The sequence below is a fragment of the Microbulbifer sp. MKSA007 genome (assembly GCA_032615215.1).
GTDB lineage: Bacteria > Pseudomonadota > Gammaproteobacteria > Pseudomonadales > Cellvibrionaceae > Microbulbifer.
This window is the reverse complement of sequence record CP128433.1, coordinates 3,824,824-3,848,586: the sequence shown is the minus strand read 5'-3', so window position 1 is coordinate 3,848,586 and position 23,763 is coordinate 3,824,824. Positions and strand designations below refer to the sequence as shown.

The 23,763-nt window shown below is 53.8% G+C and carries 23 protein-coding genes; 18 read left to right on the top strand and 5 right to left on the bottom strand.

Translation table 11 applies throughout. The features are described from left to right. Positions 1-15: 15 nt before the first annotated feature. Positions 16-1,185, top strand: coding sequence for a lipid-A-disaccharide synthase (gene lpxB, locus QT397_19980; protein WNZ55129.1), 1,170 nt, complete (start codon positions 16-18; stop codon positions 1,183-1,185). A gap of 8 nt (positions 1,186-1,193) precedes the next feature. Beyond that, complete coding sequence (gene rnhB, locus QT397_19975) at positions 1,194-1,811, top strand: ribonuclease HII (protein ID WNZ55128.1); 618 nt, start codon at positions 1,194-1,196, stop codon at positions 1,809-1,811. Positions 1,812-1,826: 15 nt separating this feature from the next. On the opposite strand, the gene QT397_19970 is transcribed toward rnhB, so the two are convergent. After that, positions 1,827-3,089, bottom strand: coding sequence for an HlyC/CorC family transporter (locus QT397_19970; GenBank protein ID WNZ55127.1), 1,263 nt, complete (start codon positions 3,087-3,089; stop codon positions 1,827-1,829). 79 nt (positions 3,090-3,168) lie between these two features. Continuing rightward, positions 3,169-3,969, bottom strand: coding sequence for a cytochrome c biogenesis protein CcsA (gene ccsA / locus QT397_19965; protein WNZ55126.1), 801 nt, complete (start codon positions 3,967-3,969; stop codon positions 3,169-3,171). Positions 3,970-4,173: 204 nt separating this feature from the next. Between ccsA and ffh the strand changes: the two genes are divergently transcribed. From ffh to QT397_19935, 6 genes are all read left to right on the top strand, one after another. Then, the gene (ffh, locus tag QT397_19960) at positions 4,174-5,595 is read left to right on the top strand and encodes a signal recognition particle protein (GenBank protein ID WNZ55125.1); all 1,422 of its coding nucleotides are present in this window, start codon (positions 4,174-4,176) and stop codon (positions 5,593-5,595) included. Positions 5,596-5,750: 155 nt separating this feature from the next. After that, positions 5,751-5,990 carry a 30S ribosomal protein S16 gene (gene rpsP, locus QT397_19955; protein ID WNZ55124.1) on the top strand — a complete coding sequence of 80 codons (240 nt, stop codon included), beginning with the start codon at positions 5,751-5,753 and terminating at the stop codon, positions 5,988-5,990. A 22-nt stretch (positions 5,991-6,012) separates the two neighbouring features. Further along, positions 6,013-6,552: a ribosome maturation factor RimM gene (gene rimM, locus QT397_19950; protein WNZ55123.1), complete on the top strand. Its 540-nt coding sequence runs from the start codon at positions 6,013-6,015 to the stop codon at positions 6,550-6,552. A gap of 12 nt (positions 6,553-6,564) precedes the next feature. Next, positions 6,565-7,329 (top strand): tRNA (guanosine(37)-N1)-methyltransferase TrmD, encoded by a 765-nt coding sequence (gene trmD, locus QT397_19945; protein ID WNZ55122.1) that lies wholly within the window; start codon positions 6,565-6,567, stop codon positions 7,327-7,329. 73 nt (positions 7,330-7,402) lie between these two features. Continuing rightward, positions 7,403-7,759, top strand: a complete 357-nt coding sequence (gene rplS, locus QT397_19940; protein WNZ58570.1) for a 50S ribosomal protein L19 — start codon at positions 7,403-7,405, stop codon at positions 7,757-7,759. A 319-nt stretch (positions 7,760-8,078) separates the two neighbouring features. Next, positions 8,079-8,828 carry a DsbC family protein gene (locus QT397_19935; GenBank protein WNZ55121.1) on the top strand — a complete coding sequence of 250 codons (750 nt, stop codon included), beginning with the start codon at positions 8,079-8,081 and terminating at the stop codon, positions 8,826-8,828. Between the two features lie 52 nt (positions 8,829-8,880). On the opposite strand, the gene aspA is transcribed toward QT397_19935, so the two are convergent. The 3 genes from aspA to QT397_19920 form a co-directional block, all read right to left on the bottom strand. Then, a complete protein-coding gene (gene aspA, locus QT397_19930; protein WNZ55120.1) occupies positions 8,881-10,347 on the bottom strand; it encodes an aspartate ammonia-lyase in 1,467 nt (488 codons plus the stop codon). Positions 10,348-10,454: 107 nt separating this feature from the next. Further along, positions 10,455-11,270 carry a helix-turn-helix transcriptional regulator gene (locus QT397_19925; protein WNZ55119.1) on the bottom strand — a complete coding sequence of 272 codons (816 nt, stop codon included), beginning with the start codon at positions 11,268-11,270 and terminating at the stop codon, positions 10,455-10,457. Between the two features lie 106 nt (positions 11,271-11,376). Then, positions 11,377-12,390, bottom strand: coding sequence for an asparaginase (locus QT397_19920; protein ID WNZ55118.1), 1,014 nt, complete (start codon positions 12,388-12,390; stop codon positions 11,377-11,379). A gap of 403 nt (positions 12,391-12,793) precedes the next feature. On the opposite strand from QT397_19920, the gene QT397_19915 reads away from it, so the two are divergent. The 10 genes from QT397_19915 (at position 12,794) to QT397_19870 (ending at position 23,721) form a co-directional block, all read left to right on the top strand. Next, positions 12,794-14,116, top strand: coding sequence for a homoserine dehydrogenase (locus tag QT397_19915; GenBank protein WNZ58569.1), 1,323 nt, complete (start codon positions 12,794-12,796; stop codon positions 14,114-14,116). An 86-nt stretch (positions 14,117-14,202) separates the two neighbouring features. After that, positions 14,203-15,603 carry a threonine synthase gene (gene thrC, locus QT397_19910; GenBank protein WNZ55117.1) on the top strand — a complete coding sequence of 467 codons (1,401 nt, stop codon included), beginning with the start codon at positions 14,203-14,205 and terminating at the stop codon, positions 15,601-15,603. A 60-nt stretch (positions 15,604-15,663) separates the two neighbouring features. Further along, positions 15,664-17,391 (top strand): single-stranded-DNA-specific exonuclease RecJ, encoded by a 1,728-nt coding sequence (gene recJ, locus QT397_19905; protein ID WNZ55116.1) that lies wholly within the window; start codon positions 15,664-15,666, stop codon positions 17,389-17,391. Between the two features lie 79 nt (positions 17,392-17,470). Next, positions 17,471-18,382 (top strand): DMT family transporter, encoded by a 912-nt coding sequence (locus QT397_19900; protein WNZ55115.1) that lies wholly within the window; start codon positions 17,471-17,473, stop codon positions 18,380-18,382. 8 nt (positions 18,383-18,390) lie between these two features. Further along, positions 18,391-19,017: a LysE family translocator gene (locus QT397_19895; protein WNZ55114.1), complete on the top strand. Its 627-nt coding sequence runs from the start codon at positions 18,391-18,393 to the stop codon at positions 19,015-19,017. A 33-nt stretch (positions 19,018-19,050) separates the two neighbouring features. Beyond that, complete coding sequence (locus QT397_19890) at positions 19,051-19,509, top strand: hypothetical protein (protein ID WNZ55113.1); 459 nt, start codon at positions 19,051-19,053, stop codon at positions 19,507-19,509. 24 nt (positions 19,510-19,533) lie between these two features. Beyond that, positions 19,534-19,926, top strand: a complete 393-nt coding sequence (locus QT397_19885) for a MerR family transcriptional regulator (GenBank protein ID WNZ55112.1) — start codon at positions 19,534-19,536, stop codon at positions 19,924-19,926. A 103-nt stretch (positions 19,927-20,029) separates the two neighbouring features. Then, a protein-coding gene (prfB, locus tag QT397_19880) for a peptide chain release factor 2 (GenBank protein WNZ55111.1) occupies positions 20,030-21,125 on the top strand; the annotation gives its coding sequence in 2 pieces (ribosomal slippage) (positions 20,030-20,101 and positions 20,103-21,125; 1,095 coding nt in all). Positions 21,126-21,197: 72 nt separating this feature from the next. Further along, positions 21,198-22,682, top strand: coding sequence for a lysine--tRNA ligase (lysS, locus tag QT397_19875; GenBank protein WNZ55110.1), 1,485 nt, complete (start codon positions 21,198-21,200; stop codon positions 22,680-22,682). Between the two features lie 151 nt (positions 22,683-22,833). After that, positions 22,834-23,721 carry a hypothetical protein gene (locus QT397_19870; GenBank protein WNZ55109.1) on the top strand — a complete coding sequence of 296 codons (888 nt, stop codon included), beginning with the start codon at positions 22,834-22,836 and terminating at the stop codon, positions 23,719-23,721. The last annotated feature ends 42 nt before the right edge of the window (positions 23,722-23,763 follow it).

Sequence of the window (23,763 nt, the reverse complement as noted above, 5' to 3'; positions counted from 1 at the left end):
AGGAGGGATATAGGCGTGTCAGAAAAAAATAAGCCGATACGAATTGGTATCGTTGTCGGTGAGGCGTCAGGAGATATCCTCGGTTTTGGTTTAATGGCCGCATTAAAAACTCGGCTTCCCAATGTAGAGTTTGAGGGGATTGCCGGGCCGCGCATGCTGGAACTGGGTGCTAAAAGTTTATTTCCTATGGAGCGGCTGTCGGTAATGGGACTGGTAGAGCCTTTGAAGCGCCTTCCGGAACTGTTGAAAATCCGCAGATCTCTCCGTCGCCACTTTACTGATAACCCTCCCGATCTATTTATTGGTATCGATTCCCCGGACTTTACATTGACTCTTGAGGCTGCACTCAAGGCTGAGGGTATCCCCACCGTCCATTATGTCAGTCCTTCGGTTTGGGCCTGGCGGCAGGGTCGAATTAAAAAGATTGCGCGGGCTGTCGACCACATGTTGACCCTGCTTCCATTTGAAGCGAATTTCTACCGAGATAACCAAGTACCGGTGACCTTTGTTGGCCACCCTTTGGCTGATGAAATTCCCCTGCAAGTGGATATCGCCGGCGAACGCAAAGCATTGGGCTTTGAGAAAGACGACCGGGTAATTGCCCTTTTGCCAGGCAGCCGTGGAGGTGAGGTTCGCATGCTGGGGCCGTTGTTTCTGCAAACGGCCCGATGGTGCCACCAGCGTCACTCGGATATTAAATTTGTTATTCCCGCTGCCAATAAGCAGCGTATGGATGAGATTCAAGAGCAGCTTAAAGATTACCCTGAACTCCCTATCACTTTACTTGAGGGACAATCGAGACGGGCCGTTTCTGCGGCAGACTGTGTGCTCATTGCATCGGGTACAGCAACCCTTGAAACGATGTTGCTTAAAAAGCCCATGGTCGTTACCTACAAGCTGGGCAGATTGACGTCTATGATCGTCTCGCGGATGCTGCATACCCCATGGGTTTCGCTACCAAATTTACTTGCCCAAAAAGAACTGGTACCGGAAATTTTGCAGAATGATGCTATTCCGGAGAATCTTGGTGCGGCGGTGATGCAGTACTTTGAAGATCCGCTTCTTGGGGATCATTTAGAGCGCGAGTTTTTCGAAATGCATCAACAGTTGAGGCGCAATGCTTCTGAGCGGGCTGCCGATGCCGTGGTGGGGCTACTGGACGCTAAGCCCGAATCTGCCGAGTAGTATAAGTTATGAGTCGTAAAACAGAATTGCCCCCCTATGTTTGCCCTTTCAAGGGTGATTTGATTGCAGGTGTCGATGAGGTTGGGCGCGGCCCCTTAGCTGGTGATGTGGTTGCCGCAGCCGTGATTCTTGATCCTAACAAGCCAATTGCCGGGCTTGCCGACTCCAAAAAGCTGACTGAAAAAAAGCGCGAGCAGTTATTTGATGAGATTTGTGAGCGAGCGCTCAGTTACTCCATAGCTCGTGCAACAGTTGAGGAAATTGACCAGCTAAATATTTTGCAGGCAAGTTTACTGGCGATGTATCGTGCAGTTGCACGGCTATCCGTGCAGCCTGAATTTGTGTTGGTGGATGGCAATAAAAAACCGAACTGGGATTACCCTTGCGATACCGTTGTAAAGGGCGATGGTCGTGTCGCTGCAATTGGGGCGGCATCTATTTTGGCTAAGGTGACCCGTGATAGGGAAATGGTAGTGCTGGACTCTGAATATCCCGGTTACGGCCTTGCAGGTCATAAAGGGTATCCCACCAAGGCGCATATGGAAGCTTTACAATTGCAGGGTCCCACTCCAATACACCGCACCAGCTTTGCACCGGTAAGGCGCTTGCTAGAAGAAGTTGAGTGATTAACGGCTGTAGCGTTACTTGTCGATTCGCTTGATTCTGGCCCGGGTAATCATCTTGTCTGAGACCTCCTCAATTTCCACCAGGTAATTGAGGATGTACAGGCTGATATTGCCGTCGGGGATACTCTCCAGGTGTTCCATTGCCAGGCCGTTAAAAGTTTTTGGCCCGTCAGTGGGCAGTTCCCAGCCAAGGGTGCGATTAATATCGCGAATAGAAGTGCCGCCCTCGATCATGTACCAGCCATCTTCTATAGCGACTATCTCCTCGTCATCGCTGGGTACTGGACTTGCGGTGAAGTCGCCGACAATTTCCTCCAGCAGATCTTCCAGGGTAACGATACCCATTACCTCTCCGTACTCATCAACTACCAGCCCCATGCGGCGCTTGGTTTTCTGGAAGTTCATCAGCAGTGTGGGGAGTGGTGTTGCCTCGGGTACGAAGTAAGGCTCATCAGTGAAGGAGTTGAGCCGCTCTGCCGTTAAATTTTTTGGTCCGTCCCGCAGTATTTGCGCCGCTTTTCGCAGGTGAAGTATGCCTACTACTCGATTGATGTCACCGCGATATACGGGGAGGCGAGTGTAGGAACTTTCCGCTAGCTGCTGCAGGATCTCTTCGGCGCTGTTTTCCAGGTCAACGCCCATGACTTCATTGCGCGGAATCATGATGTCTTCAACGGTTGCCTGGTCCAGGTCCAGCACGTTGAGCAACATGCCTTTGTGCTTGCTGGGAAGCAGGGCGCCTGATTCGAATACAACGGTTCGGAGTTCTTCGGGGGCCAGGTGTTCCGCTTCGCTATTCGCTTTTGTTTCGACTCCCAACATACGCGCCAGGCCGTTGGATATGCCACCAATCAACAGCACCAGGGGAGTGAGCAGCCATTGCAGTGGGCGCAAAATAAATGAGGCGGGGAAAGCAATTTTTTCCGGGTGTAGAGCGGCAATAGTCTTTGGTGTGACCTCAGCAAAAATCAGTAGGGCAAGAGTCAAGACTATGGTGGTGAGTATTTCTCCGTAAATTTGCGCGAATACCGAGCCGGCGATTACGGATACAAGAACGTTAACGAGATTGTTGCCGATTAGAATTGAGCCGATCAGCTTGTCCGGGCGTGCGAGTAGCTCGGTGGCGCGCTTTGCCCCGCGGTGCCCGCTTTTGGCTTGGTGCCGCAGACGATAGCGGTTAAGCGCCATCATGCTGGTTTCGGAGCTGGAGAAGAAGGCGGATATCAGTATCAATAGGGCCAGCAAACCGAATAGCAGGCCCGTGGGCATCTCGTTCAAGGGAGAACTCTTTTTATTTCCAAGCGGAGATATTGGAACATATTGCCGACCTCCGCAAGCTTTGCAGTCGTATATTCGATTACCCGCGCTGGAGAATGACTTCCATAACCAGCTTACTACCAAAATAGGCAAGTAGTAGGGCGGCGAAAGCGCTTAAGGTCCAACGCACAGCGGTATTGCCTCTCCAGCCCAACCTCCAGTGTCCCCATAGGAGTATGGTGTAGAGAACCCAGGCGACCATAGAGAGGATGGTTTTGTGTATTGGCCCCTCTTCAAACAAATTGCCAACAAAGACGAAACCGGTCAGCAGGGAGGCGGTGAGCAGTAGTTGCCCGAAAGTGATCAGGCCAAACAGCAGTGACTCCATGCTCTGCAATGGTGGCAGAAGACGGGTGGCGCCTACCGGCCTGTGGTTGTGCAGTTGCTGGTTAAGGTAATAGAGATAGATCGCCTGAAGGGTAGCCAGGGTCAGCAGTGAATAGGCAGAAATAGACAGTAGAGCATGTACCGCAATGCCGGCAGAGATCTGTTGATGTGGCGTTACGGTGCCCCAAATATGGGATGCAGCAAATTCAGTGGCGGCTCCCACTGGTGCGAAAATAAGAATAAGTAGAGTAAGTGGCCGGCCAACGGCCAGGATCAATAATAGAAAGTTAACTACCCAGGAAATCAGCGAGAGCATTGCCAGCAGGTCGAAGCGATAGCCTTCGGGTGAAAAGAGAACGTGTCCCAGGGATATTCCGTGGGTGACAAGTGCACCCGCCAAAAGGCTGAGAAGCAGTTTGGAATTCGGCTGTTGTTTTTGGGCCAGAGCCGCACCTGCAACTATGGTTGTGGCCAGGTAGAGAGCGATAGCTGTCCAGTGGGCGAAAGCCGCCATGGGTAAATCCGTGTCTTCATTATTGCGTTAGGGCAGGAGTGTGTCATAGCCAGTTGAAACAAGGAAGACTTGCGATATTTCGGCTGTGGCGAGACCTGGGCTATACTGCCGCGCCTCAGAGAGGGAGTTGCAGTTTGCTCCCCCTAATTTCGCGCCCCTCCGCACTGGGGTTGAGTCCGTAAACGGAGAGATCGAGACGAATTTATGTTCGATAACCTGAGTGACCGCTTATCGGCGGCCTTAAAGAAAGTTACCGGTAAAGCGCGCCTTACGGATGACAATATCCGCGATACTTTGCGCGAAGTGCGCAAGGCGCTGTTGGAGGCGGATGTCGCTCTGCCAGTGGTTAAGGCATTTGTTCAGCAAGTGCGCACCGCTGCGGTAGGACAGAAGGTTAGCAAGGCTCTCAACCCGGGCCAGCAGTTCGTCAAGATTGTTCAGGATGAGCTGGTTAAGGTGATGGGTGCGGCTGCAGAGCCTCTCAACCTCGCCGTGCAACCTCCGGCGGTAATCCTGATGGCGGGCCTCCAGGGTGCTGGTAAAACCACCAGTGTGGCCAAGCTGGCCAAATACCTGCAGGAGCGTGAAAAGAAAAAAGTCATGGTGGTGAGTGCGGACGTCTACCGCCCTGCCGCTATTAAACAGCTGGAGACCTTGGCCGGTGAAGTGGGGGCACAGTTTTACCCCTCTACAGCTGAGCAGAAACCGCTGGATATTGCCAAGGGTGCTGTGGACGCTGCCCGCAAACAATTTGCCGATGTGCTGATTGTGGATACTGCTGGTCGACTGCATGTGGACTCCGAGTTGATGGATGAAATCCGTGAGCTGCACAGCGAGTTGGACCCGGCGGAAACCCTGTTCGTGATCGACGCAATGATCGGTCAGGATGCGGTAAATACCGCAAGTGCCTTTAATGATGCGCTGCCGCTGACCGGTGTGATTCTCACCAAGGCCGATGGCGATGCCCGTGGTGGTGCCGCTCTCTCCGTGCGTCACGTCACCGGTAAGCCAATCAAGTTTATCGGTGTTGGTGAAAAGACCGACGCTCTGGAAACCTTCCACCCGGATCGTATCGCCTCCCGTATCCTGGGTATGGGTGACATTCTGTCTCTGATTGAAGAAGCAGAGCAGAAGATTGATAAAGAGAAAGCCGAAAAGCTGGTTAAAAAGGTCCAGAAGGGTAAAGGCTTTGACCTGGAAGACCTGCGCGATCAGTTGCAGCAAATGCAAAATATGGGTGGCTTTGGCTCCCTGTTGGAGAAAATGCCCGGCATGGGCGGTGTAGCGCAGGCTGCACAACAGGCCGATATGGGCAAAGAATTTAAGCGTATGGACGCATTGATTTCCTCCATGACGCCGGCCGAACGCCGCAATCCTGACCTTCTTAACGGTTCGCGCAAGCGCCGCATCGTTGCCGGTTCCGGCACCCAGCTACAGGACTTGAATCGCCTGCTCAAGCAGCATAAGCAGATGGGCAAGATGATGAAGAAGCTCAAAGGCGGGGGCATGGGTAAAATGATGCGCGGCCTCGGCGGCCTGCCCGGTATGGGCGGTGGTATGCCTGGCGGTATGGGCGGTATGGGCGGTATGCCCGGAGGCCTGCCACCGGGCCTCAAAAAGAAGTAGGGAACCGCAGTTCTCCGGGCGGCCTGGCGACCCTATACAAATCTGGGGTGGTACATTAGAATACGCCGCCTTTCTGCCGGCCCTGCTGCCGGTGCAAAGTTGTTGTGGTGACTGCTTAGTGCGGTTGCCTAGTGTTGAACCTATAGGAAAGTTACATGGTAACCATTCGTTTGGCCCGTGGTGGTGCTAAAAAGCGCCCGTTTTATCATCTGACCGTTACCGACAGCCGCAAATCTCGCGACGGTCGTTTTATTGAGCGTGTTGGTTTCTTCAACCCGGTTGCCCGTGGTCAGGAAGAGCGTCTGCGTGTTGATCGCGAGCGTGTTGATTTCTGGCTGGGTCGTGGCGCACAGGTTTCTGACCGCGTCGGCAAGCTTCTGAAAGAATCTGCTTAATTTGCGCGTAAGTGGTGCTCCTGTGACAGATAACGGAAAACCTTCCGAAGAGTTGGTCACGGTTGGGCGCGTTACTACCGTTTATGGTGTGCGCGGCTGGGTCAAGGTTCACTCCTATACCGAGCCGATGGACAACATCCTGCAGTTCCCTAATTGGCGCTTGCAGGGGCCGAAAGGTTGGGAAGCTCTCGAAATTGACGCTGGTAAGCGTCACGGCAAGGGCTTGATTGTACATGTGAAAGGCATTGATGACCGCGATTTGGCGGCTCGACTTTGCCAGCGCGATATTGCTGTAGCTCGTGAACTGATGCCTGAGCTTGAGCATGGTGAGTATTACTGGCACCAGCTCGAAGGGTTGAAGGTTGTCAGCCATTTCGATGGCGAAGATCACGACTTTGGTACCGTTGCTCGCATGATGGAAACTGGTGCCAACGATGTAATGGTGGTGCGCGGTGGAGCGGATAAGCGCGAGCGCTTGATTCCCTATCTACCTGATCAGTTTATTACCAATATTGACCTGGAAGTCGGTGTAATAACCGTCGACTGGGACCCGGCTTTTTAAGGCGTAGGAGCGATGACAAAACGAATCGCTCTGGTAAGCATTTTTCCGGAGATGTTTGCCGCATTGACCGAGTATGGCGTCAGTGGACGGGCTGTGAAAGATGGCCTTTTAGAAGTTCGCTGTTGGAATCCTCGGGACTTTACCAGTGACAGGCACCGGACTGTGGACGATCGCCCTTACGGCGGCGGACCGGGAATGGTGATGTTAGCTGAGCCCCTTTACCAGGCTCTCGAGGCTGCTCGAGCTTGGGCTGGTGAAGATGGTGAATCTGTACGCAGTATCTACATGTCTCCCCAGGGTCGACAGCTCGATCAGGGTGGAGTGGAGCAGCTGTCTGCAGCTGGCAACCTGGTGTTGTTGGCGGGGCGCTATGAAGGTGTGGATGAGCGTATCGTCGAATCTATGATCGACGAGGAGTGGTCCATTGGTGACTATGTCCTCAGCGGTGGCGAACTGGCTGCTATGGTGATGGTGGATGCTATTACCCGCTTGATTCCCGGCGCACTTGGACACAACCAATCGGCGGTTGAGGACTCTTTCTCCTCTGGCCTGCTGGACTGCCCACACTACACCCGACCGGAACAATATCGGGGAGTAGCGGTACCGGAAGTTTTGCTTTCCGGCAACCATGAAAGAATACGCCGCTGGCGCCTGAAACAGGCATTGGCGCGCACGCAACAGCGACGCCCGGACTTATTGCAAGGGTTGGAGCTGAGCGATGAGCAGAAGTTGTTGCTGGATGAGATCCAGCGGGAACAGAAGCTCGAAGAAAATTGAGGCCGAATTCGCCGGGAGGCGCGAGTAGTTCGGTGAACTAGCTGAGAAGCTACACAATCTGTATTTGGGAGCGATCCAAATGACTAACAAAATTATCCAGCAGCTGGAGCAGGAACAGCTGAAGAGCGAAGTACCTCCCTTCGCACCGGGCGACACTGTAATCGTTCAGGTAAAAGTAAAAGAGGGCAACCGTGAGCGTCTGCAGGCGTTCGAAGGCGTGGTTATCGGTAAGCGCAACCGTGGTCTGAACTCCTCCTTCACCGTGCGTAAAATTTCCCACGGTGTTGGCGTTGAGCGTACTTTCCAGACTCACAGTCCGATGGTTGACAGCCTCAAGGTTAAGCGTCGCGGTGACGTGCGTCAGGCCAAGCTGTACTACCTCCGCAGCCTGACTGGTAAAGCTGCACGTATCAAAGAGAAGCTCAATTAAGCTCTCCTTGATCGCAGAAAAAGGCCGAAGCGTACGCTTCGGCCTTTTTTGTATGTGGGTTAGGAGCAGCTTATTTGGTGTCCCAGATTGGGTCTGCTTGCCTTAACTGACATAAATGGACACGCGCTTCCCCTGGCGCGGGGATACAGTCAATTTCGCTAAAGCGCTCACGTCTTGCGGTGTTTTGCGTAGTCCAAGGTGACTGGATATGTTAAAACGTGCCAATTAGGTTCGCAGCGGCAAAGAGCTGCCATACTGGCTGGAACTGAAGGCCGATGATTAAGTCGAAGCCCAATGAGAATTTAAGGAGCAATTGGTAATGACGCTTATCAAGAAGCCGCTGGCAATCGCTGGCGCGCTACTCAGTCTGGTGGGCTCTGCAGCGTTGGCAGAAGTCGATACCAACGTTGTAAAAACCATCAAGACACGCCTTGAGGCGAGTAATCCCAAAGCAACCTATGGAGAGGTGCGGGAGAGTCCAATTGAGGGGCTTTACGAAGTGGATGTCGATGATGGCAACACGACCCTGTTCGTCTCTGCTGATGGTAATCACTTTGTTTACGGCGATCTCTATCAGGTGAAGGCTGGCGGTGTTGCCAACCTTTCCGAGCAGCGTAGAGCGACGCGCCGCGCTGCGGTTATGGGCGCCCTTGATACAGAAGATATGATTGTCTTCTCCCCAAAAGGTGAAACCAAGGCAAGCGTTTATGTATTTACCGATGTGGACTGCGGTTACTGCCGCAAGCTGCACCAGGATGTGCCCGAGCTGAACAAGCGCGGTATCGAAGTGCGCTACCTGGCATTCCCGCGCGGTGGCCTGAATTCCCTGGGGTATCGCAAGCTGGCAACTGCATGGTGTGCGGAAGACAGCAACAAGACGCTGACTGCACTTAAGAACCGTGAAAATGTGCCTTTGGATGTCTGTAAGACAAACCCGGTGGCAGCTCAATACAAGCTGGGCAACGAGGCTATCGATGTGCGCGGTACGCCGACTATCGTGATGGAAGATGGTCGGGTTGTTCCCGGTTACTTACCACCGGATCGCCTGCTTAAAGAGCTGGGAATTTAAGCCCGGCTGATAGCTAAAAAACCGGCAGCCGAGAGGCCGCCGGTTTTTGTTTTCAAGCAGGGTTTTTAATTTCTACTTTTCTCGGCTGGGTCATATTCTCCGGCGCGAGGATATCGTTCAGTTCCTCCTCACTCAGTAACCCCTCATCAAGGATTAACTGCTTCACACTGGCACCGGTAATTAGTGCCTGCTTGGCGATGCGGGTGGCATTTTCATAGCCAATAAACGGGTTTACCGCAGTAATCAGGCCGATGCTGTTCTCAACCAGTTGCAGGCAGTGCTCTTCGTTGGCAGTGATGCCGCTCACACAACGATCCGCAAGCGTGGTCATGGCTTGGGTCATCAGGCGCATGGACTGTAGCAGGTTAAAGGCGATTACTGGCTCCATTACATTGAGCTGCAACTGGCCGGATTCAGCAGCCAGGGTAATCGTGAGGTCGTTGCCGATCACCTGGTAGGCAACCTGGTTAACCACTTCGGGAATAACCGGGTTGACCTTGCCGGGCATAATGGATGAGCCGGGTTGCATCGGCGGCAGGTTAATTTCATTGAGGCCAGCGCGAGGGCCGCTGGAAATCAGGCGTAAATCGCTGCAAATTTTCGAGATCTTAACGGCGATGCGTTTCATTACGCCGGAGAACATCACGAAGGCGCCCATGTCGGAAGTGGCTTCCACCAGGTTTTCTGCGCAGACAAAGTCGATGGCGGAAATCTCTGACAGCGCGTTAACAACCAGCTGGCGATATTCCGGGTCCGTATTAATGCCGGTTCCGATCGCGGTGCCCCCCATATTGATCTCTTTGAATAGAGCGACCAGCTCTTTAACTCTGTCGACATCTTCGCGCACAGTAGCGGCGAAGGCGGCAAACTCCTGGCCCAGAGTCATAGGTACCGCATCTTGCAGCTGGGTGCGCCCCATTTTAATTACTGAGGCAAACTCTTTGGCCTTCTTGTCGAACTCAACGCACAAGCTCTCCATGGACTGAACCAGGTCGCTGTAGCTGAGCAGAATGGCCAGGTTTATCGAGGTTGGATAAACATCATTGGTAGATTGCGACAGGTTTACATGGTTGTTTGGGTGTACTTTTTTGTACTCGGCTTTGTTGTGACCGAGTAATTCCAGCGCGCGGTTGGCAATCACCTCATTGGCATTCATATTGGTAGAAGTACCGGCGCCGCCCTGAATCATATCTACCAAAAATTGATCGTGCAGTTTGCCATCGATAATCTCGTCACAGGCAGTGGCAATGGCATCTTGCAGTTTGGGCTCCAGGTAGCCGAGCTGTCCATTGGCGCTGGCCGCAGCTTTTTTTACCATCGCCAGTGCTTTTACCAGATTGGGGAAGTGATTCAGGGTAATTCCGGTAATCTGGAAATTTTCCAAAGCGCGTAAAGTTTGAATGCCAAAATAGACATCGGCCGGTACTTCGCGCTCACCCAATAAGTCTTTCTCCAAGCGGGTTTCTGCACCTGCACTAAAAACCGGCATTGGTTTGAGTGTGTGGAAATCGTTGGTCATCAGTTTCTCTTCTCTTCATCGTATGGGCCTGTGTGGGGTGGGGTAATATCTCCACCTCCCGCAAGCCTCGTGTTGGGGTAATTTAGTAATTAATTGGGAAGTATTTTTTAGAGTGGTGTCGCAAAGAAACTCTGCGGCCCTTCTGTAGAGGTTGCGCGAATATTCTCGCGGATGTTTTTGTTTATCTCTTCGGACTCAGGACCAAAAACACCACATAATTTCAGTGCATTTTTTATGCTGATGTTGTGACCGAGAGATTCGAGAACTACTTTTGTGCAGACGGGCTCACGCCTGTCACTGGCGGATGCTCCCAGCTTTAATCCGGATAGATAGCTGACTCGGCTTTTATAAGTAGGGTATAAAATAGTTTGTGCGATTTCATTGTGAGTCAGTGATTCATAGCCAACCAGAAAAATACGATCGGCAAGAAAGAGCAGCATGCCTTTATAGCGGGATTTATACCACTCATCCCTGTCCGGGTAGCGCATTCGTTCGAAGCGCTGAAAATAATACCCATCACCATCTGACTCAATATGCAGCAGGCTGCGAATAATATGGTCGGAGAAGGTCATGGAGTAGTGGTACTCGAAATAGAAGCCTAAATATTTATCGGCCCGCCCCTGGGACTCCCGCATCAGAATATCAATATCGCGATTGTAGGGCCTGGCGGGGAGGCTGTCGGAGACGGGCGCGTTGCGTACGCGAACAATTTGGCTGAATTGCTCGTGGGGCATCACGATTTCATGGGGCTCTACGCCAAAAAAATGACATATCTTTCCCAGGGTATACTGGGAGGGTTGAGTGTTACCGTTGAGATATTTATTGAACTGGGCACGGTTCACCCCAATTCGCCGGCACACCTCGGCTATGGATGGGTAGAAGCTGCACAGAAGGCGGAGGTTTTGCGAAAAATCGTTGCTCATCGGTATTTTGCTTCTGGATAGAGGTTATCCCTTCAATCCCTGTTAATCACTCGATCGCCTTTTTAAAGGCGAAGCCATATGGCCTCGCCAATAGTTTCAGTTTTTATCAGTTGGGGTGATTGCACTCACCGCACAACGGGCGCTGTAATAGGGTTTTAATTTCCGTATCGGAATGGCCCATTGCCAACAGGTGGTTGAGCTTTACAAAACAGGCTTCGCTGGTCATATCCAGACCACCTATAACACCGGCATCAAGCAGTGCGGAGCCCGCAGCGTATTTACCCAGATCCACCTGGTGCTCCAAACACTGGGACACTGCTACACAAATAGTGCCGAGCTTTGAGGCCTTCTCAAGCTGCTCGGTAAATGCGCTGTCGTCAGTCGGTGCATTGCCGGTGCCGTATGTTTCAATAATCAGGCCCTTGGGGCGGCTCTCTAAAATTTTTTCAATCAGTGAGGGAGATATACCGGGGAATAGTTTCAGTAAAATCACTCCGCCATTGGCATTGGCGGGAATCTGAAACTGCGGTTCACCGGTGGGCACCAGCAGGGCGTTGTGGTCGATATTGACCTGGATACCCACTTCCCCGAGACAGGGGTAATTGGGGCTGCTAAAAGCATCCAGTGAGCCAGAACTGACCTTCACTGCACGGTTGCCGCGTAGAAGTTTGCCGTTGAAGTAGAGGCAAACCTCCCTGATATCGTCGGAGCCGCTTAATAATAGCGCCGCAATTAAGTTGTTATAGGCGTCGCTACGCATCTCCCGCAAGGGAATCTGGGAACCGGTGACGACCACGGGCTTTTCTATGCCTTGTAGGGCAAAGGACAGTGCTGAGGCGGTGTAGGCCATGGTGTCGGTGCCGTGCAGCACCAAAAAGCCTGAGTACTGGCTATAGTTGTCGCGTATCAGGCTGGCAATGTGATACCAGTCCTTTGGTCGCATATTGGCGCTATCCAGCAGTGGGTCGAGTGCCTGGAAATCGTATTGTGGAAGCTGGCCGATAACATCTTGTAAGAGGCGGCCCAGTGCGCCTTCCAGGTCGGCGTCAGGCACATAGCCCGATTCGCTTCGGCGCATTCCCAGGGTTCCGCCTGTATAAAGGATTAGGGTTTTCTTCATTACTCGACCACTATCTGAGTCCGGATTCAGTACGCCCCTATTTTGTGCAAAGGCGCGGTGGATGCAATTTCGCAGGTTGCTGTTACCTGATGCTAGTAGATGCTTCTATAGCATCTACTGAGGACGCTGTTGGTTTCAAGAGGTGATTTTGGGTGACAGAAGTTTCGACTCTACTCTAGCTGGAAGCGGTGCCTTTATGGCGCAATTATATTGACTTTTTTACGTTCCGCTCGGTAAGGTTGATGATCTTTTGTCAATTTTATTTGCATTTATTGCGCGACTTCCTGTGGTGGCACTTTCTATGTAATCGGGGTAGATCCCGGTCTGGTTCGCTGCCCTTATAGTTGCGCGGAGGAACATTGTGAGCGCAACAGTGGAAGAGACTGCGGAGGCGGAGGCTCAGGTGGTTGTAAAAAAGGCACCCCGTGCCGTGCGGATCGGTATCTGTGGCCTGGGTACTGTCGGCAGTGGAACGGTGAATGTATTGGCGCGCAATGGGCGGGAAATTGCAGCCCGTTGCGGTCGCGCCCTGGTCATTGAGCAAATAGGTGCGCGCCGCGATAACGCACACTGTGATACCAGCCAGATAAACGTTACCCGGGAAATTTTCGATGTCGCCAATAATCCCAACGTGGATATTTTGGTGGAGCTTATCGGTGGTACTACGGTAGCCAAGGAGCTGGTGCGCACAGCGATTGAAAATGGCAAGCATATTGTCACCGCTAACAAGGCGTTGATTGCCGAACACGGCAACGAGCTGTTTGAGCTGGCCGCAAAGCACAATGTCACCATTGCTTATGAGGCGGCAGTAGCTGGCGGTATTCCTATTATTAAATCCCTGCGCGAAGGGTTGGTGGGCAACCAGGTGCAGTGGCTCGCCGGAATTATTAACGGCACCGGCAATTACATCCTCACTGAAATGCGTGAGAAAGGGCGAAGTTTTGATGAAGCACTGGCCCAGGCCCAAGCTTTAGGGTATGCGGAAGCTGACCCCACTTTTGACGTGGAAGGTATCGATGCTGCTCACAAACTGGTAATTATGGCCTCCCTGGCATTTGCTATGCCGCTCGCTTTTGACAAGGTGTACACCGAAGGCATCAGCCGGATCTGTAGTGAAGATATTCGCTACGCTGATGAGCTGGGATACCGTATCAAGCATCTGGGGATTGCGCGTCGCACTGACAAGGGCGTGGAGTTGCGGGTGCACCCGACTTTAATCCCCCAGCGCCGCCTGATCGCCAACGTAAACGGCGTTATGAATGCGGTGCTGGTCAGCGGCGATGCTGTGGGACCAACCCTGTATTACGGCGCTGGTGCGGGCGATGAAGCCACGGCATCGGCAGTGATCGCCGATCTTGTTGATGTGGCCCGCACTCTTGAGGCCAAGCCGGAGCACCGAGTACCGGCAGCAGGTGTCGCCCTGGCAGAGCAGGGGGGTACCCAGGTGTTGCCGGAAGAGGATGTTATCACCAGTTACTATCTGCGCATCGCCGCCCACGACAAGCCCGGAGTTATGTCTCAGGTGGCCACCATTTGCAGTGATCAGGGCATCAGCATCGAGGCTCTGATCCAGCACGAACCGGTTGAAGGTGAAGCACTTGTCCCGGTGGTGATTTTGACCAGTCGAGCTGATGAAGCCAGCCTCCGCCAAGCGGTTGCACAAATAGAGGCTTTGGAAACGGTCGAAGGTGAAGTCGTCAGGATTCGTGTCGAGAGCCTCGGATAAACCCCGCGGGCGCCGAGTGACATAACCCCGGGCTCGGTGCTCCAATCAATTAACTCCCCAGCCAGCGATAAGAGCCAAGAAATACTGTGAAATTTGTCAGCACACGCGGCAGCGCGCCGTCTCTCTCCTTCGCCGATACCGTACTAACAGGCCTTGCCAGCGATGGAGGCCTCTATGTTCCCGAGAATTTGCCGAAGTTTTCTCGCGAGGAAATTGCCTCTATGGCGGGGCTTGATTACGAGCAGCTGGCCTTTCGCATTATCCAGCCGTTTGTGGGGGGTGATCTCAGTGATGAAGAGCTGAGCGGTATTATCGGACGTTCCTACAAGCACTTCCGCCACAAGGCTATTGCCCCGCTGGTGCAGACAGACACCAATGAGTGGGTGCTCGAGTTGTTTCACGGGCCCACCCTGGCATTCAAAGATTTTGCCTTGCAGTTCCTCGGCCAACTCTTTGATCACCTGCTGAAAAAGCGCGGTGAGAGAGTGGTGGTTATGGGGGCAACTTCTGGGGATACCGGTTCGGCTGCGATCGAAGGTTGCCGCCATTGCGACAATATCGATATTTTTATTCTGCACCCCCATAACCGTGTATCTGAAGTCCAGCGACGCCAGATGACCACAGTGCAGTCGGACAACGTATTTAATATCGCTCTCGAAGGTAATTTCGACGATTGCCAGAATATGGTGAAAGCGAGTTTTGCCGATCAATCATTCCTGCCCGATGGACGCCGCCTGGTAGCGGTTAACTCCATTAACTGGGCGCGGATTATGGCGCAGATCGTCTATTACTTTTATGCTGCCCTGCGCCTGGGGGCGCCGGATAAAACCGTTAATTTCTCCGTGCCCACCGGTAATTTTGGCGATATTTTTGCCGGTTACCTGGCGAGGCAGATGGGATTGCCTATCGACCAATTGGTAATTGCGACCAATGCCAACGATATTCTGCATCGCTGCATCAGCGGCAATGACCACACTCCCAAACCACTGGTGCACAGCTTGTCTCCCAGTATGGATATTATGGTGTCGAGCAACTTTGAGCGATTGCTGTTTGATCTCTACGGTCGCGATGGTGCGACGGTTGCTGAATTGCTCGCGGATCGCAGCCAGCCCATGCATTTGAGTGAATCGGCCCTGGGCAAAGCGAGAGAAGTTTTCTCCTCCAGCCGGGTGGATGACAAGCGCACGGTTGAAGTGATTGGCGAGACCTTCCGCTCCTGTGAATATCTACTTGATCCGCATACAGCTATCGGGGTTGAAGCCGCACGACAGGTGGGTCACTCCACCGAACAGCCTATGGTTTGCTTATCTACCGCACACCCGGCAAAATTCCCCGATGCCGTGGCCCAGGCCCTGCCAGAAAAAGAGATTCCCCTGCCGAGTCATATGCAGGATCTCTGGCAGCGGGAGGAGCGCTTCAAGGTATTGCCCAATAACTTGTCCCAAGTACACGACTATATGGCGACGATGCTGTCAGAAGGCAGTTAATCGGCACACTGTCGTGCAATAAGCGGCAACCGATTAGCTATTAGTTTGCTGAGAAATACATTGAGTACAAAAATTCAGCGGCGGCCAGTGGATTTGTCTACTGGCCGTTTTGCTTCTGAAACACCAAAAATATTGCAGCGTGTCCTGTTGGGGCGGGGAATTGTCAGCGAAGAAGCGCTGGATCACAGCCTCTCTCAATTACAGAGCCCGCAGAGTATGCGAGGGCTGGAGGCTGCCGTTGCCTTGCTGGTGGATGCTATCCACGGGCAAAAGAAAATCCTTATCGTGGGGGATTTCGATGCGGATGGAGCCACCAGTAGCACCTTGGGGGTGTTGGCCCTGGGTGCAATGGGCGCGCCGGGAGTGGAGTACCTGGTGCCGAATCGCTTTGACTTCGGCTACGGGCTGACTCCAGAAATTGTCGAGGTAGCCAAAGATTATCAGCCCGATCTGCTGATCACCGTAGATAACGGTATTAGCAGTATCGAGGGCGTGGCAGCGGCAAAAGCTGCTGGTATGAAAGTGATTGTGACGGATCACCACCTGCCCGGCAGTGAGCTGCCGCAGGCGGATGCCATCGTAAACCCGAACCAGCCGGACTGTGACTTTCCCAGCAAGAACCTCGCTGGGGTGGGGGTGATCTTTTATCTGCTCAGCCGTTTGCGCACGGCCCTACAGCAGAGTGGGTGGTTTGAGCAGAGCGGTATCGCCCCGCCCAATATGGCCGAATACCTGGATTTGGTCGCCTTGGGTACTGTGGCCGACCTGGTCCCGCTGGATCACAACAACCGGATTCTGGTTCATCAGGGCATCGCCCGTATCCGTGCCGGCCACTGCCGGCCCGGTATTGCCGCCCTGATGGAGGTTGCCGGGCGCGACCAGCGCAGGCTCTCTACCACAGATATTGGTTTTATTTTGGGGCCGCGAATTAATGCGGCTGGTCGTCTCGACGATATCGGCACCGGTATCCGCTGCCTGCTCACCCGCGATCCCAGTGAAGCGCGGGAGCTGGCCGGCGAGCTGGATGCCCTGAACCGGGATCGCAAAGCGATCGAGCAGGGGATGCAGCGGGAGGCAATGGCGGCCCTGGATGAGTTGCGCCTGGAGGGCGAAATTCCCTGGAGTTTGTGTCTGTACGATGCCAACTGGCATCAAGGTGTGGTGGGTATTTTGGCCAGCCGCATCAAAGAGAAATTCCACCGCCCGGTGATCGCATTTGCTGAGGGTGATAACGGCCTGGTGAAGGGCTCTGCGCGTTCGATTCCCGGGCTGCATATTCGCGATGCCCTGAGTGACGTAGCCGCCTCTCACCCGGACCTGATCAGCAAGTTCGGTGGCCACGCCATGGCGGCGGGGCTGAGCTTACCCCAGGAAAACCTGGAGGCTTTCCGCAAGGCTTTTGAGCAGGTGGTGCGCAACCGCCTGAATGAAAACCAGCTGCACGCGGTTATCGACTCTGACGGTGAGTTGGAATCTGGGGATTACACTTTGCACACGGCAGCCATGTTGCGCGCTTGTGCGCCCTGGGGACAGGCGTTTCCAGAGCCGGTATTCGACGGTGAATTCCTGTTGCTGCAACAGCGCATCGTCGGCGAGCGCCATTTAAAAATGGTGGTGGCGCCGCCCCAGGCGCCGCAACTGGCGCTGGATGCTATTGCTTTTAATGTGGACACCGAGCAGTGGCCGCAGCCCACGGAAAGAGTGCGCTTGGCTTTTAAGCTCGATGTTAATGAATTTCGCGGGCGGGAATCCCTGCAATTAATGGTGAGCCTGTTAGAAGCGGTATAGGGCGCACTTTGTATTTGGCTGTTGGGAAAAACACGGAGTTTTTTGCAACAGCTCCTAAGTTGTTTGGAAGTAAAAAGTAGTGAAACGTAAACAAGTCCAGGCCGAAGTCCTACTGTTATTAGCCGCTCTCTTCTGGGGCGTTGCCTTTGTGCCACAAAAGATTGCCATGGCGGATATTGAGCCGCTGGCATTTAACGCATGGCGTTTTATTCTCGGCGGTTTAATCCTGATCCCCATCGTTTACTGGTTGTCCTCCCGTCGCGATGCCCAGCCCGGTGAAGCCGAAGGGCAATCGGTGAATCACACCTGGCGGGCCTGCCTGCCCGGTGGCGCACTGTTGGGTTTTTGGCTGTTTCTAGGCGCGGCACTGCAACAGGTGAGCCTGCTGTATACCACTGCCGGCCGCGCCGGATTTATTACCGGTTTTTATTTACTGCTGGTGCCTGTAATCGGTTTGTCCCTGGGGCATAAAACCAATCGCTGGACCTGGATGGGAATTGGTCTCGCTTTGTTCGGTCTCTATTGGTTGGCGGACTTCAGTGAAGAATCCCAGCTGGTGGGCGACTTAATGGTATTTGCCAGTGCCTTTGTTTTTGCCATCCAGGTATTGACGGCAGATCGACTGGTAAAACGCTACGACGCTTTGCGACTCGCCTGTATCCAGTTCCTGGTGTGTGGCCTTTTGTCCGCCGTAGCTTCGCTATTTACCGAAGAGGCGACACTGCAATCGGCGATCGATGCGGCTTGGCCTATCGCCTATATGATGATTTTCTCCACGGCACTGGCGTTTACTTTCCAGCTCTTGGCCCAACGCTACGCCGCGCCTTCTCACGCTACCGTAATTATGAGCCTGGAGGCAGTTTTTGCCCTGGCGGCGGGCTGGCTATTCCTCAATGAAATGCTCAATACCACGGAGTTAATTGGTTGTGGTTTGATGCTGGCGGGGATGCTGGTCAGTCATTACGGCAACCACAGCGGTACTCACCACTAGGAATATCAATGGAATTATCGACACTGGCACTCTTTGTTCCCGCAAGCTTCTTTGCCTCGGTCACACCGGGGCTCTGCATGATGCTATCGCTCAGCCTGGGAATTACCCTGGGCGTGCGCCAGACTCTGTGGATGATGGTGGGAGAGTTGATCGGTGTTGCGTCGGTGGCGATTACCTCTGCACTCGGTGCTGCGGTATTGATGGTTCAGTATCCGACTTTATTTCAGCTGTTTAAATACTGCGGGGCCGCCTATTTGGCCTGGATAGGCGTGCAGATGTGGCGCTCCCGGGGGCAGCTGGCTCTGATGGATCAGGGTGATACGGTCGATGCTAGCCGACCATCGCGAAGAGCGCTGGCACTACAGGGTTTTGTTACAGCTGTGGCCAATCCCAAGGGTTGGGCGTTTTTTATTGCGTTATTACCGCCATTTATTAACGATACCAAACCCCTGGTACCCCAGCTCTCAGTCTTGCTGGCGATATTGCTGCTTTTGGAGGCGTTGTGCCTGCTGATTTATGCCAGTGGCGGCCAGGCCCTGAGTCGTTTACTGGAGCGGTCTGAAAATGTGCGTTTGGTTAATCGGATTTCTGGTACTTTGATGCTATCGGTGGGAGTCTGGTTGGCGTTATCCTGACACGGCTATTTATCGCTTTATGGAGGATGTTCTGTGCTGAAAAAATGGTTGTCATTCTTATGGGTATGGGCCCTGATTATCTCGGTGGCGGCTTGCGGCCAGTCGAGGGAGGAGAAAGCGATGGAGAACGAGGTTGAGAACACACCCGGCGCGGCGGAACCCGAAGTTGCACCCACGCCTCCTGCAGCGACTATGAGGCCAGGGGAAATGGTGTGGATTTACCGCGGCAGTGGCAGCAAGCAGTGCGAAGGGGGTGGTATGACCCTTCAGCAGAGTCAGGCGAAGTTGAGTGACAATGGGGTGAAGGTGCAGGAGTCCCGCTGTGGAGTCCGCACCGATAGGATGTTCCCCTCCGTATGTGGCGCACCCACAGGAGATATCCTGATGCACCTGATCGGTATGGATGCCCTGGATGCCTCAATTGAGCTGGGATATAGCCCCGCCGAGAAAGTGCAGTATCAGTTTGCTGCCTGTCGGGACAACAGTGCCTGAGTTGAAACCTGAAGTGGGGTAATCGTGAACATTTCCCAGGCCGCAGAGAATTCGGGCCTCAGTGCAAAAGCCCTGCGGCATTACGAAAATATTGGCCTGGTGGTGCCCGGCCGCTCTGCTAATGGCTATCGGGATTACTCCACTGCCGATGTTGAAACCCTCTGCTTCGTGCGCCGCGCGCGGGCCTGTGGCTTTACCACTGAGGAGGTCCGGGCGCTGCTGGGGTTGCGGGATAACCCGGAGCGCCACAGCCGTGAGACCAAAGACCTAGTCAATCACAAGCTCGGGCAGCTCGAAGAGCAGTTGCAGACCCTGCTGGGGATGCGCGCAACCTTGCGGGCCTTTGCCGATAGCTGCGCCGGCAATGAGTCCCCAGACTGCGCAATTCTGGAAAAGCTCTCGGGACAGACCGCCTAGTAGAGGATTTGCCGCCATATCAGCCCCTATCTGACTGGAAGGACCCCCGCGCGCTGCGGTAGAATGCGCGCCGCTTTTTATTTTGTCCGGACACCGAAAGTTCATGGAAATCAATCCCATCATCAATCAATTGAAAGACCTCGAAGAGCGCACCGACGTTCTTAGGGGGTATCTTTGACTACGCCAGCAAGAAAGAACGCCTTACCGAAGTAGAGCTGGAGCTGGCTGAGCCGAGTGTTTGGGACGACCCCAGCCGCGCACAGGAACTGGGGCGCGAGCGCTCCTCCCTGGAAACGGTGGTCAACACCATCGAAAACCTCGACTCCGGCATCGCCGATTGCCGCGAACTGTTGGAAATGGCCGTCGAGGAAAATGATGAGGACTCCGTAGGGGAGGTCTCCACTGAGATCGAAGGTCTCCAGCAGCAGCTGGGGATTCTGGAATTCCGCCGTATGTTCTCCGGCGAGAACGACGAGAACAACGCCTATCTGGATATCCAGGCCGGCTCCGGCGGTACCGAGGCCCAGGACTGGGCGGAAATGATCCTGCGTATGTACCTGCGCTGGGGTGAGGCCCACGGCTTCAAGACCACCCTGGAAGAGGTCTCCGCGGGGGAAGTGGCCGGTATCAAAAGTGCCACTGTGCATTTCGCCGGCGACCACGCGTTCGGATGGCTGCGCACAGAAACCGGTGTACACCGCCTGGTGCGCAAATCGCCGTTTGATTCCGGCAACCGCCGTCACACTTCTTTTAGCTCGGTATTTGTGTCACCGGAAATCGATGACAATATCGAGATTGAAATCGACAAGTCCCAGGTGCGTGAAGACACCTACCGCGCGTCCGGCGCCGGTGGTCAGCACGTGAACAAAACCGATTCTGCGGTGCGTTTGACCCACACAGAATCCGGTATCGTCGTGCAGTGCCAGAGCGAGCGCTCCCAGCACCAGAACCGCGATAAAGCCTGGAAAATGCTGCGCGCAAAAATGTACGAGCAGGAAATGCTCAAGCGCAACGCAGAGAAGCAGGCCATGGAAGACAGCAAGGCCGACATCGGTTGGGGCAGCCAGATCCGCTCTTACGTGTTGGACGACCAGCGTATCAAGGACCTGCGCACCAATGTCCAGACCAGCAACTGCCAGGCAGTACTGGACGGAGACCTGGACCAATTTATCGAAGCCAGCCTAAAAGCCGGCCTCTGATTTAAAGTCTCCACTCTCACCGCGCCCCTCGTCGATGAGGGGCAATATCAATCACAAAACTGATAGATCACCATGACTGATATCCAGCAAGACGAAAACAAACTGATCGCCGAGCGCCGCACCAAGCTTTCCGCTCTGCGCGAGAAGGGCAATGCTTTCCCCAACAGTTTTCGCCGCGAGAACCTCGCTGCCGACCTGCAAGCTGAGTTTGGCGATAAACAGAAAGAGGAGCTGGAAGAACTGGGTAAACGGGCGTGCGTAGCAGGGCGAATCCTGGCTAAACGCGGACCCTTTATGGTGATCCAGGATGTGTCTGACCGCATCCAGCTATACGCCGATAAAGCGGCACAGAAAGATATTAAAGAGCGCTTCGGTGCCTGGGATATCGGTGATATTGTCGGCGTAAAAGGCACGCTGCACAAATCCGGCAAGGGCGACCTCTACGTCAACTGTGAAGAGTACAGCCTGCTAACCAAAGCACTGCGCCCGCTGCCGGAAAAATTCCACGGCATCGCCGATCAGGAAATGCGTTATCGCCAGCGCTACGTGGACCTGATCGCCACGCCGGAAGCCCGTGAAGTGTTCCGCGTGCGCTCCAAAGTGATCGAGTACATCCGCGACTTCCTCAACGGCCAGCAGTTTATGGAAGTGGAAACGCCCATGCTGCAAGTTATTCCCGGCGGTGCCAGCGCGCGTCCGTTCGTTACCCACCACAATGCGCTGGATATCGATATGTACCTGCGTATTGCCCCGGAGCTGTACCTGAAGCGTCTGGTCGTGGGTGGTTTTGAGCGGGTTTACGAGATCAACCGCAACTTCCGCAACGAGGGCCTATCCACGCGCCACAACCCCGAATTCACCATGCTTGAGTTCTACCAGGCGTACGCGGACTACAATGACCTGATGGACCTCACCGAGAAGATGCTGCGCGGTATCTGTGAAGATGTACTGGGCTCCACCACTGTGGAATACCAGGACAGCAGCTACGACTTCTCCAAGCCGTTCGCGCGTTTGTCTGTGTTCGACTCCATCCTGCACTACAACCCGGAACTGACTGCGGCCGATATCGACAATATCGAATCCGCCCGCGCGGTAGCTGAGAAGCTGGAAATCCCGCTGAAAGACAGCTGGGGCCTGGGTAAGGTACAGATCGAGATTTTCGAGAAGACTGTAGAGCATCGTCTCGACCAGCCGACCTTTATCACTGAGTACCCAACCGAAGTGTCTCCGTTGGCTCGCCGTAACGATGACAATCCGTTTGTCACCGACCGCTTTGAATTCTTCGTAGGCGGCCGCGAGATAGCCAATGGTTTCTCCGAGTTGAACGACGCAGAAGATCAGGCTGAACGCTTCAAAGCCCAGGTTGCGGAGAAAGATGCCGGTGACGACGAAGCCATGCACTACGACGCCGACTATATCCGCGCGCTGGAATACGGCCTGCCGCCCACCGCTGGTGAGGGCATCGGTATCGACCGTCTGGTAATGCTGTTTACCAACTCTCCGTCGATTCGCGACGTACTGCTGTTCCCACATATGCGCCCTGAAGCGAACGACTAATCGCTTCTCACTGCCGGGTAGTTTTACCTGCCCGGCAGTATTTCCTCCCCCTATGCCGCAGATTTCCTCACTCTGAAACTTCCCTCAGCTCTATCTATCCTTATTCATTGGTGCTCTATGGAGCCTCGAATGATTTGGAGCGGTTGCTGCTATGAAACAGGGACAGGCGAAAGAGAAAAGCGCAAGGCAAATATTGGCGCTAACGCTCTGTAGCTTTATCTCCTGTACCGCCGCGCAAAGTTCGGAGCCTGCAACAGCTGCCAGCCTAACTTCCAAAGAGCCCGATGACTGGCGCTTCCTTGCCACTCCTTATCTTTTCCTCCCGCTTCGCACTAAAGGGACTTCTACTGTCGCTGACACCAGTGTCGATATTGATCTGGATTTAAGTAAAACCCTGGAGCTCCTCAACGCTGCATTTTCTGTGCGCCTGGAAGCCTGGAAAGGGCGCTTTGGGGTAGTGGCGGATCTCTACTATGTGCACCTCAGATTGGACAAGGGAGCAACCATAACCCCGCCGCGAAACCCACAGCTGGATATCGATGTAGATATTGATGTTGAGGTGGATGCTCGCCAGGGCTGGATAAATGCCCTAGCCGGTTACCGGATTTTAGAAGGGAATCTGGCTAATAGTGGGCGAAAGTACTTTGTAGATGTGGGAGCGGGTTTGCGCTGGAACCGATTAAAGCAGGAAGTGAAAGCACGAGCGGGAATTAACATAGGCCCCAGGCCCGAATTTAGGAATCGCCTTGGAGGCAAACAGAGTTGGTGGGAACCTACACTATCTGCGCGAGGTGCAATCGGAATTACTGAATGCCTAACCGTTGCTGTACGCACGGAACTGGGAGGCTTTGGCGCTGGGGGTGATGACTTACAGTGGAACCTACTAGCCGGATTCGACTGGCGCGCCTGGAAGACAACCTCACTGCGTTTTGGGTATCAGTATTACAGTATTGATTATTCCGATCGACTCTCTGATGGGCGTTTTGCTTATGATATTACTCAACATGGGCCTTATATTGCGGCGACTTGGCGGTGGTAGTTGAGCGAGTTCTATTTTTGATTAAAGCGTGTGGGGTCGCTC

Bases quoted from the DNA above. Each gene is read 5' to 3' on its own strand.
- trmD (WNZ55122.1), top strand. From the start codon at position 6,565: ATGACAAAACGAATCGCTCTGGTAAGCATTTTTCCGGAGATGTTTGCC.
- QT397_19870 (WNZ55109.1), top strand. From the start codon at position 22,834: ATGAAACAGGGACAGGCGAAAGAGAAAAGCGCAAGGCAAATATTGGCG.
- aspA (WNZ55120.1), bottom strand. From the start codon at position 10,347: ATGACCAACGATTTCCACACACTCAAACCAATGCCGGTTTTTAGTGCA.
- QT397_19895 (WNZ55114.1), top strand. From the start codon at position 18,391: ATGGAATTATCGACACTGGCACTCTTTGTTCCCGCAAGCTTCTTTGCC.
- rnhB (WNZ55128.1), top strand. From the start codon at position 1,194: ATGAGTCGTAAAACAGAATTGCCCCCCTATGTTTGCCCTTTCAAGGGT.
- rpsP (WNZ55124.1), top strand. From the start codon at position 5,751: ATGGTAACCATTCGTTTGGCCCGTGGTGGTGCTAAAAAGCGCCCGTTT.
- QT397_19920 (WNZ55118.1), bottom strand. From the start codon at position 12,390: ATGAAGAAAACCCTAATCCTTTATACAGGCGGAACCCTGGGAATGCGC.
- QT397_19925 (WNZ55119.1), bottom strand. From the start codon at position 11,270: ATGAGCAACGATTTTTCGCAAAACCTCCGCCTTCTGTGCAGCTTCTAC.
- ccsA (WNZ55126.1), bottom strand. From the start codon at position 3,969: ATGGCGGCTTTCGCCCACTGGACAGCTATCGCTCTCTACCTGGCCACA.
- lysS (WNZ55110.1), top strand. From the start codon at position 21,198: ATGACTGATATCCAGCAAGACGAAAACAAACTGATCGCCGAGCGCCGC.
- ffh (WNZ55125.1), top strand. From the start codon at position 4,174: ATGTTCGATAACCTGAGTGACCGCTTATCGGCGGCCTTAAAGAAAGTT.
- QT397_19935 (WNZ55121.1), top strand. From the start codon at position 8,079: ATGACGCTTATCAAGAAGCCGCTGGCAATCGCTGGCGCGCTACTCAGT.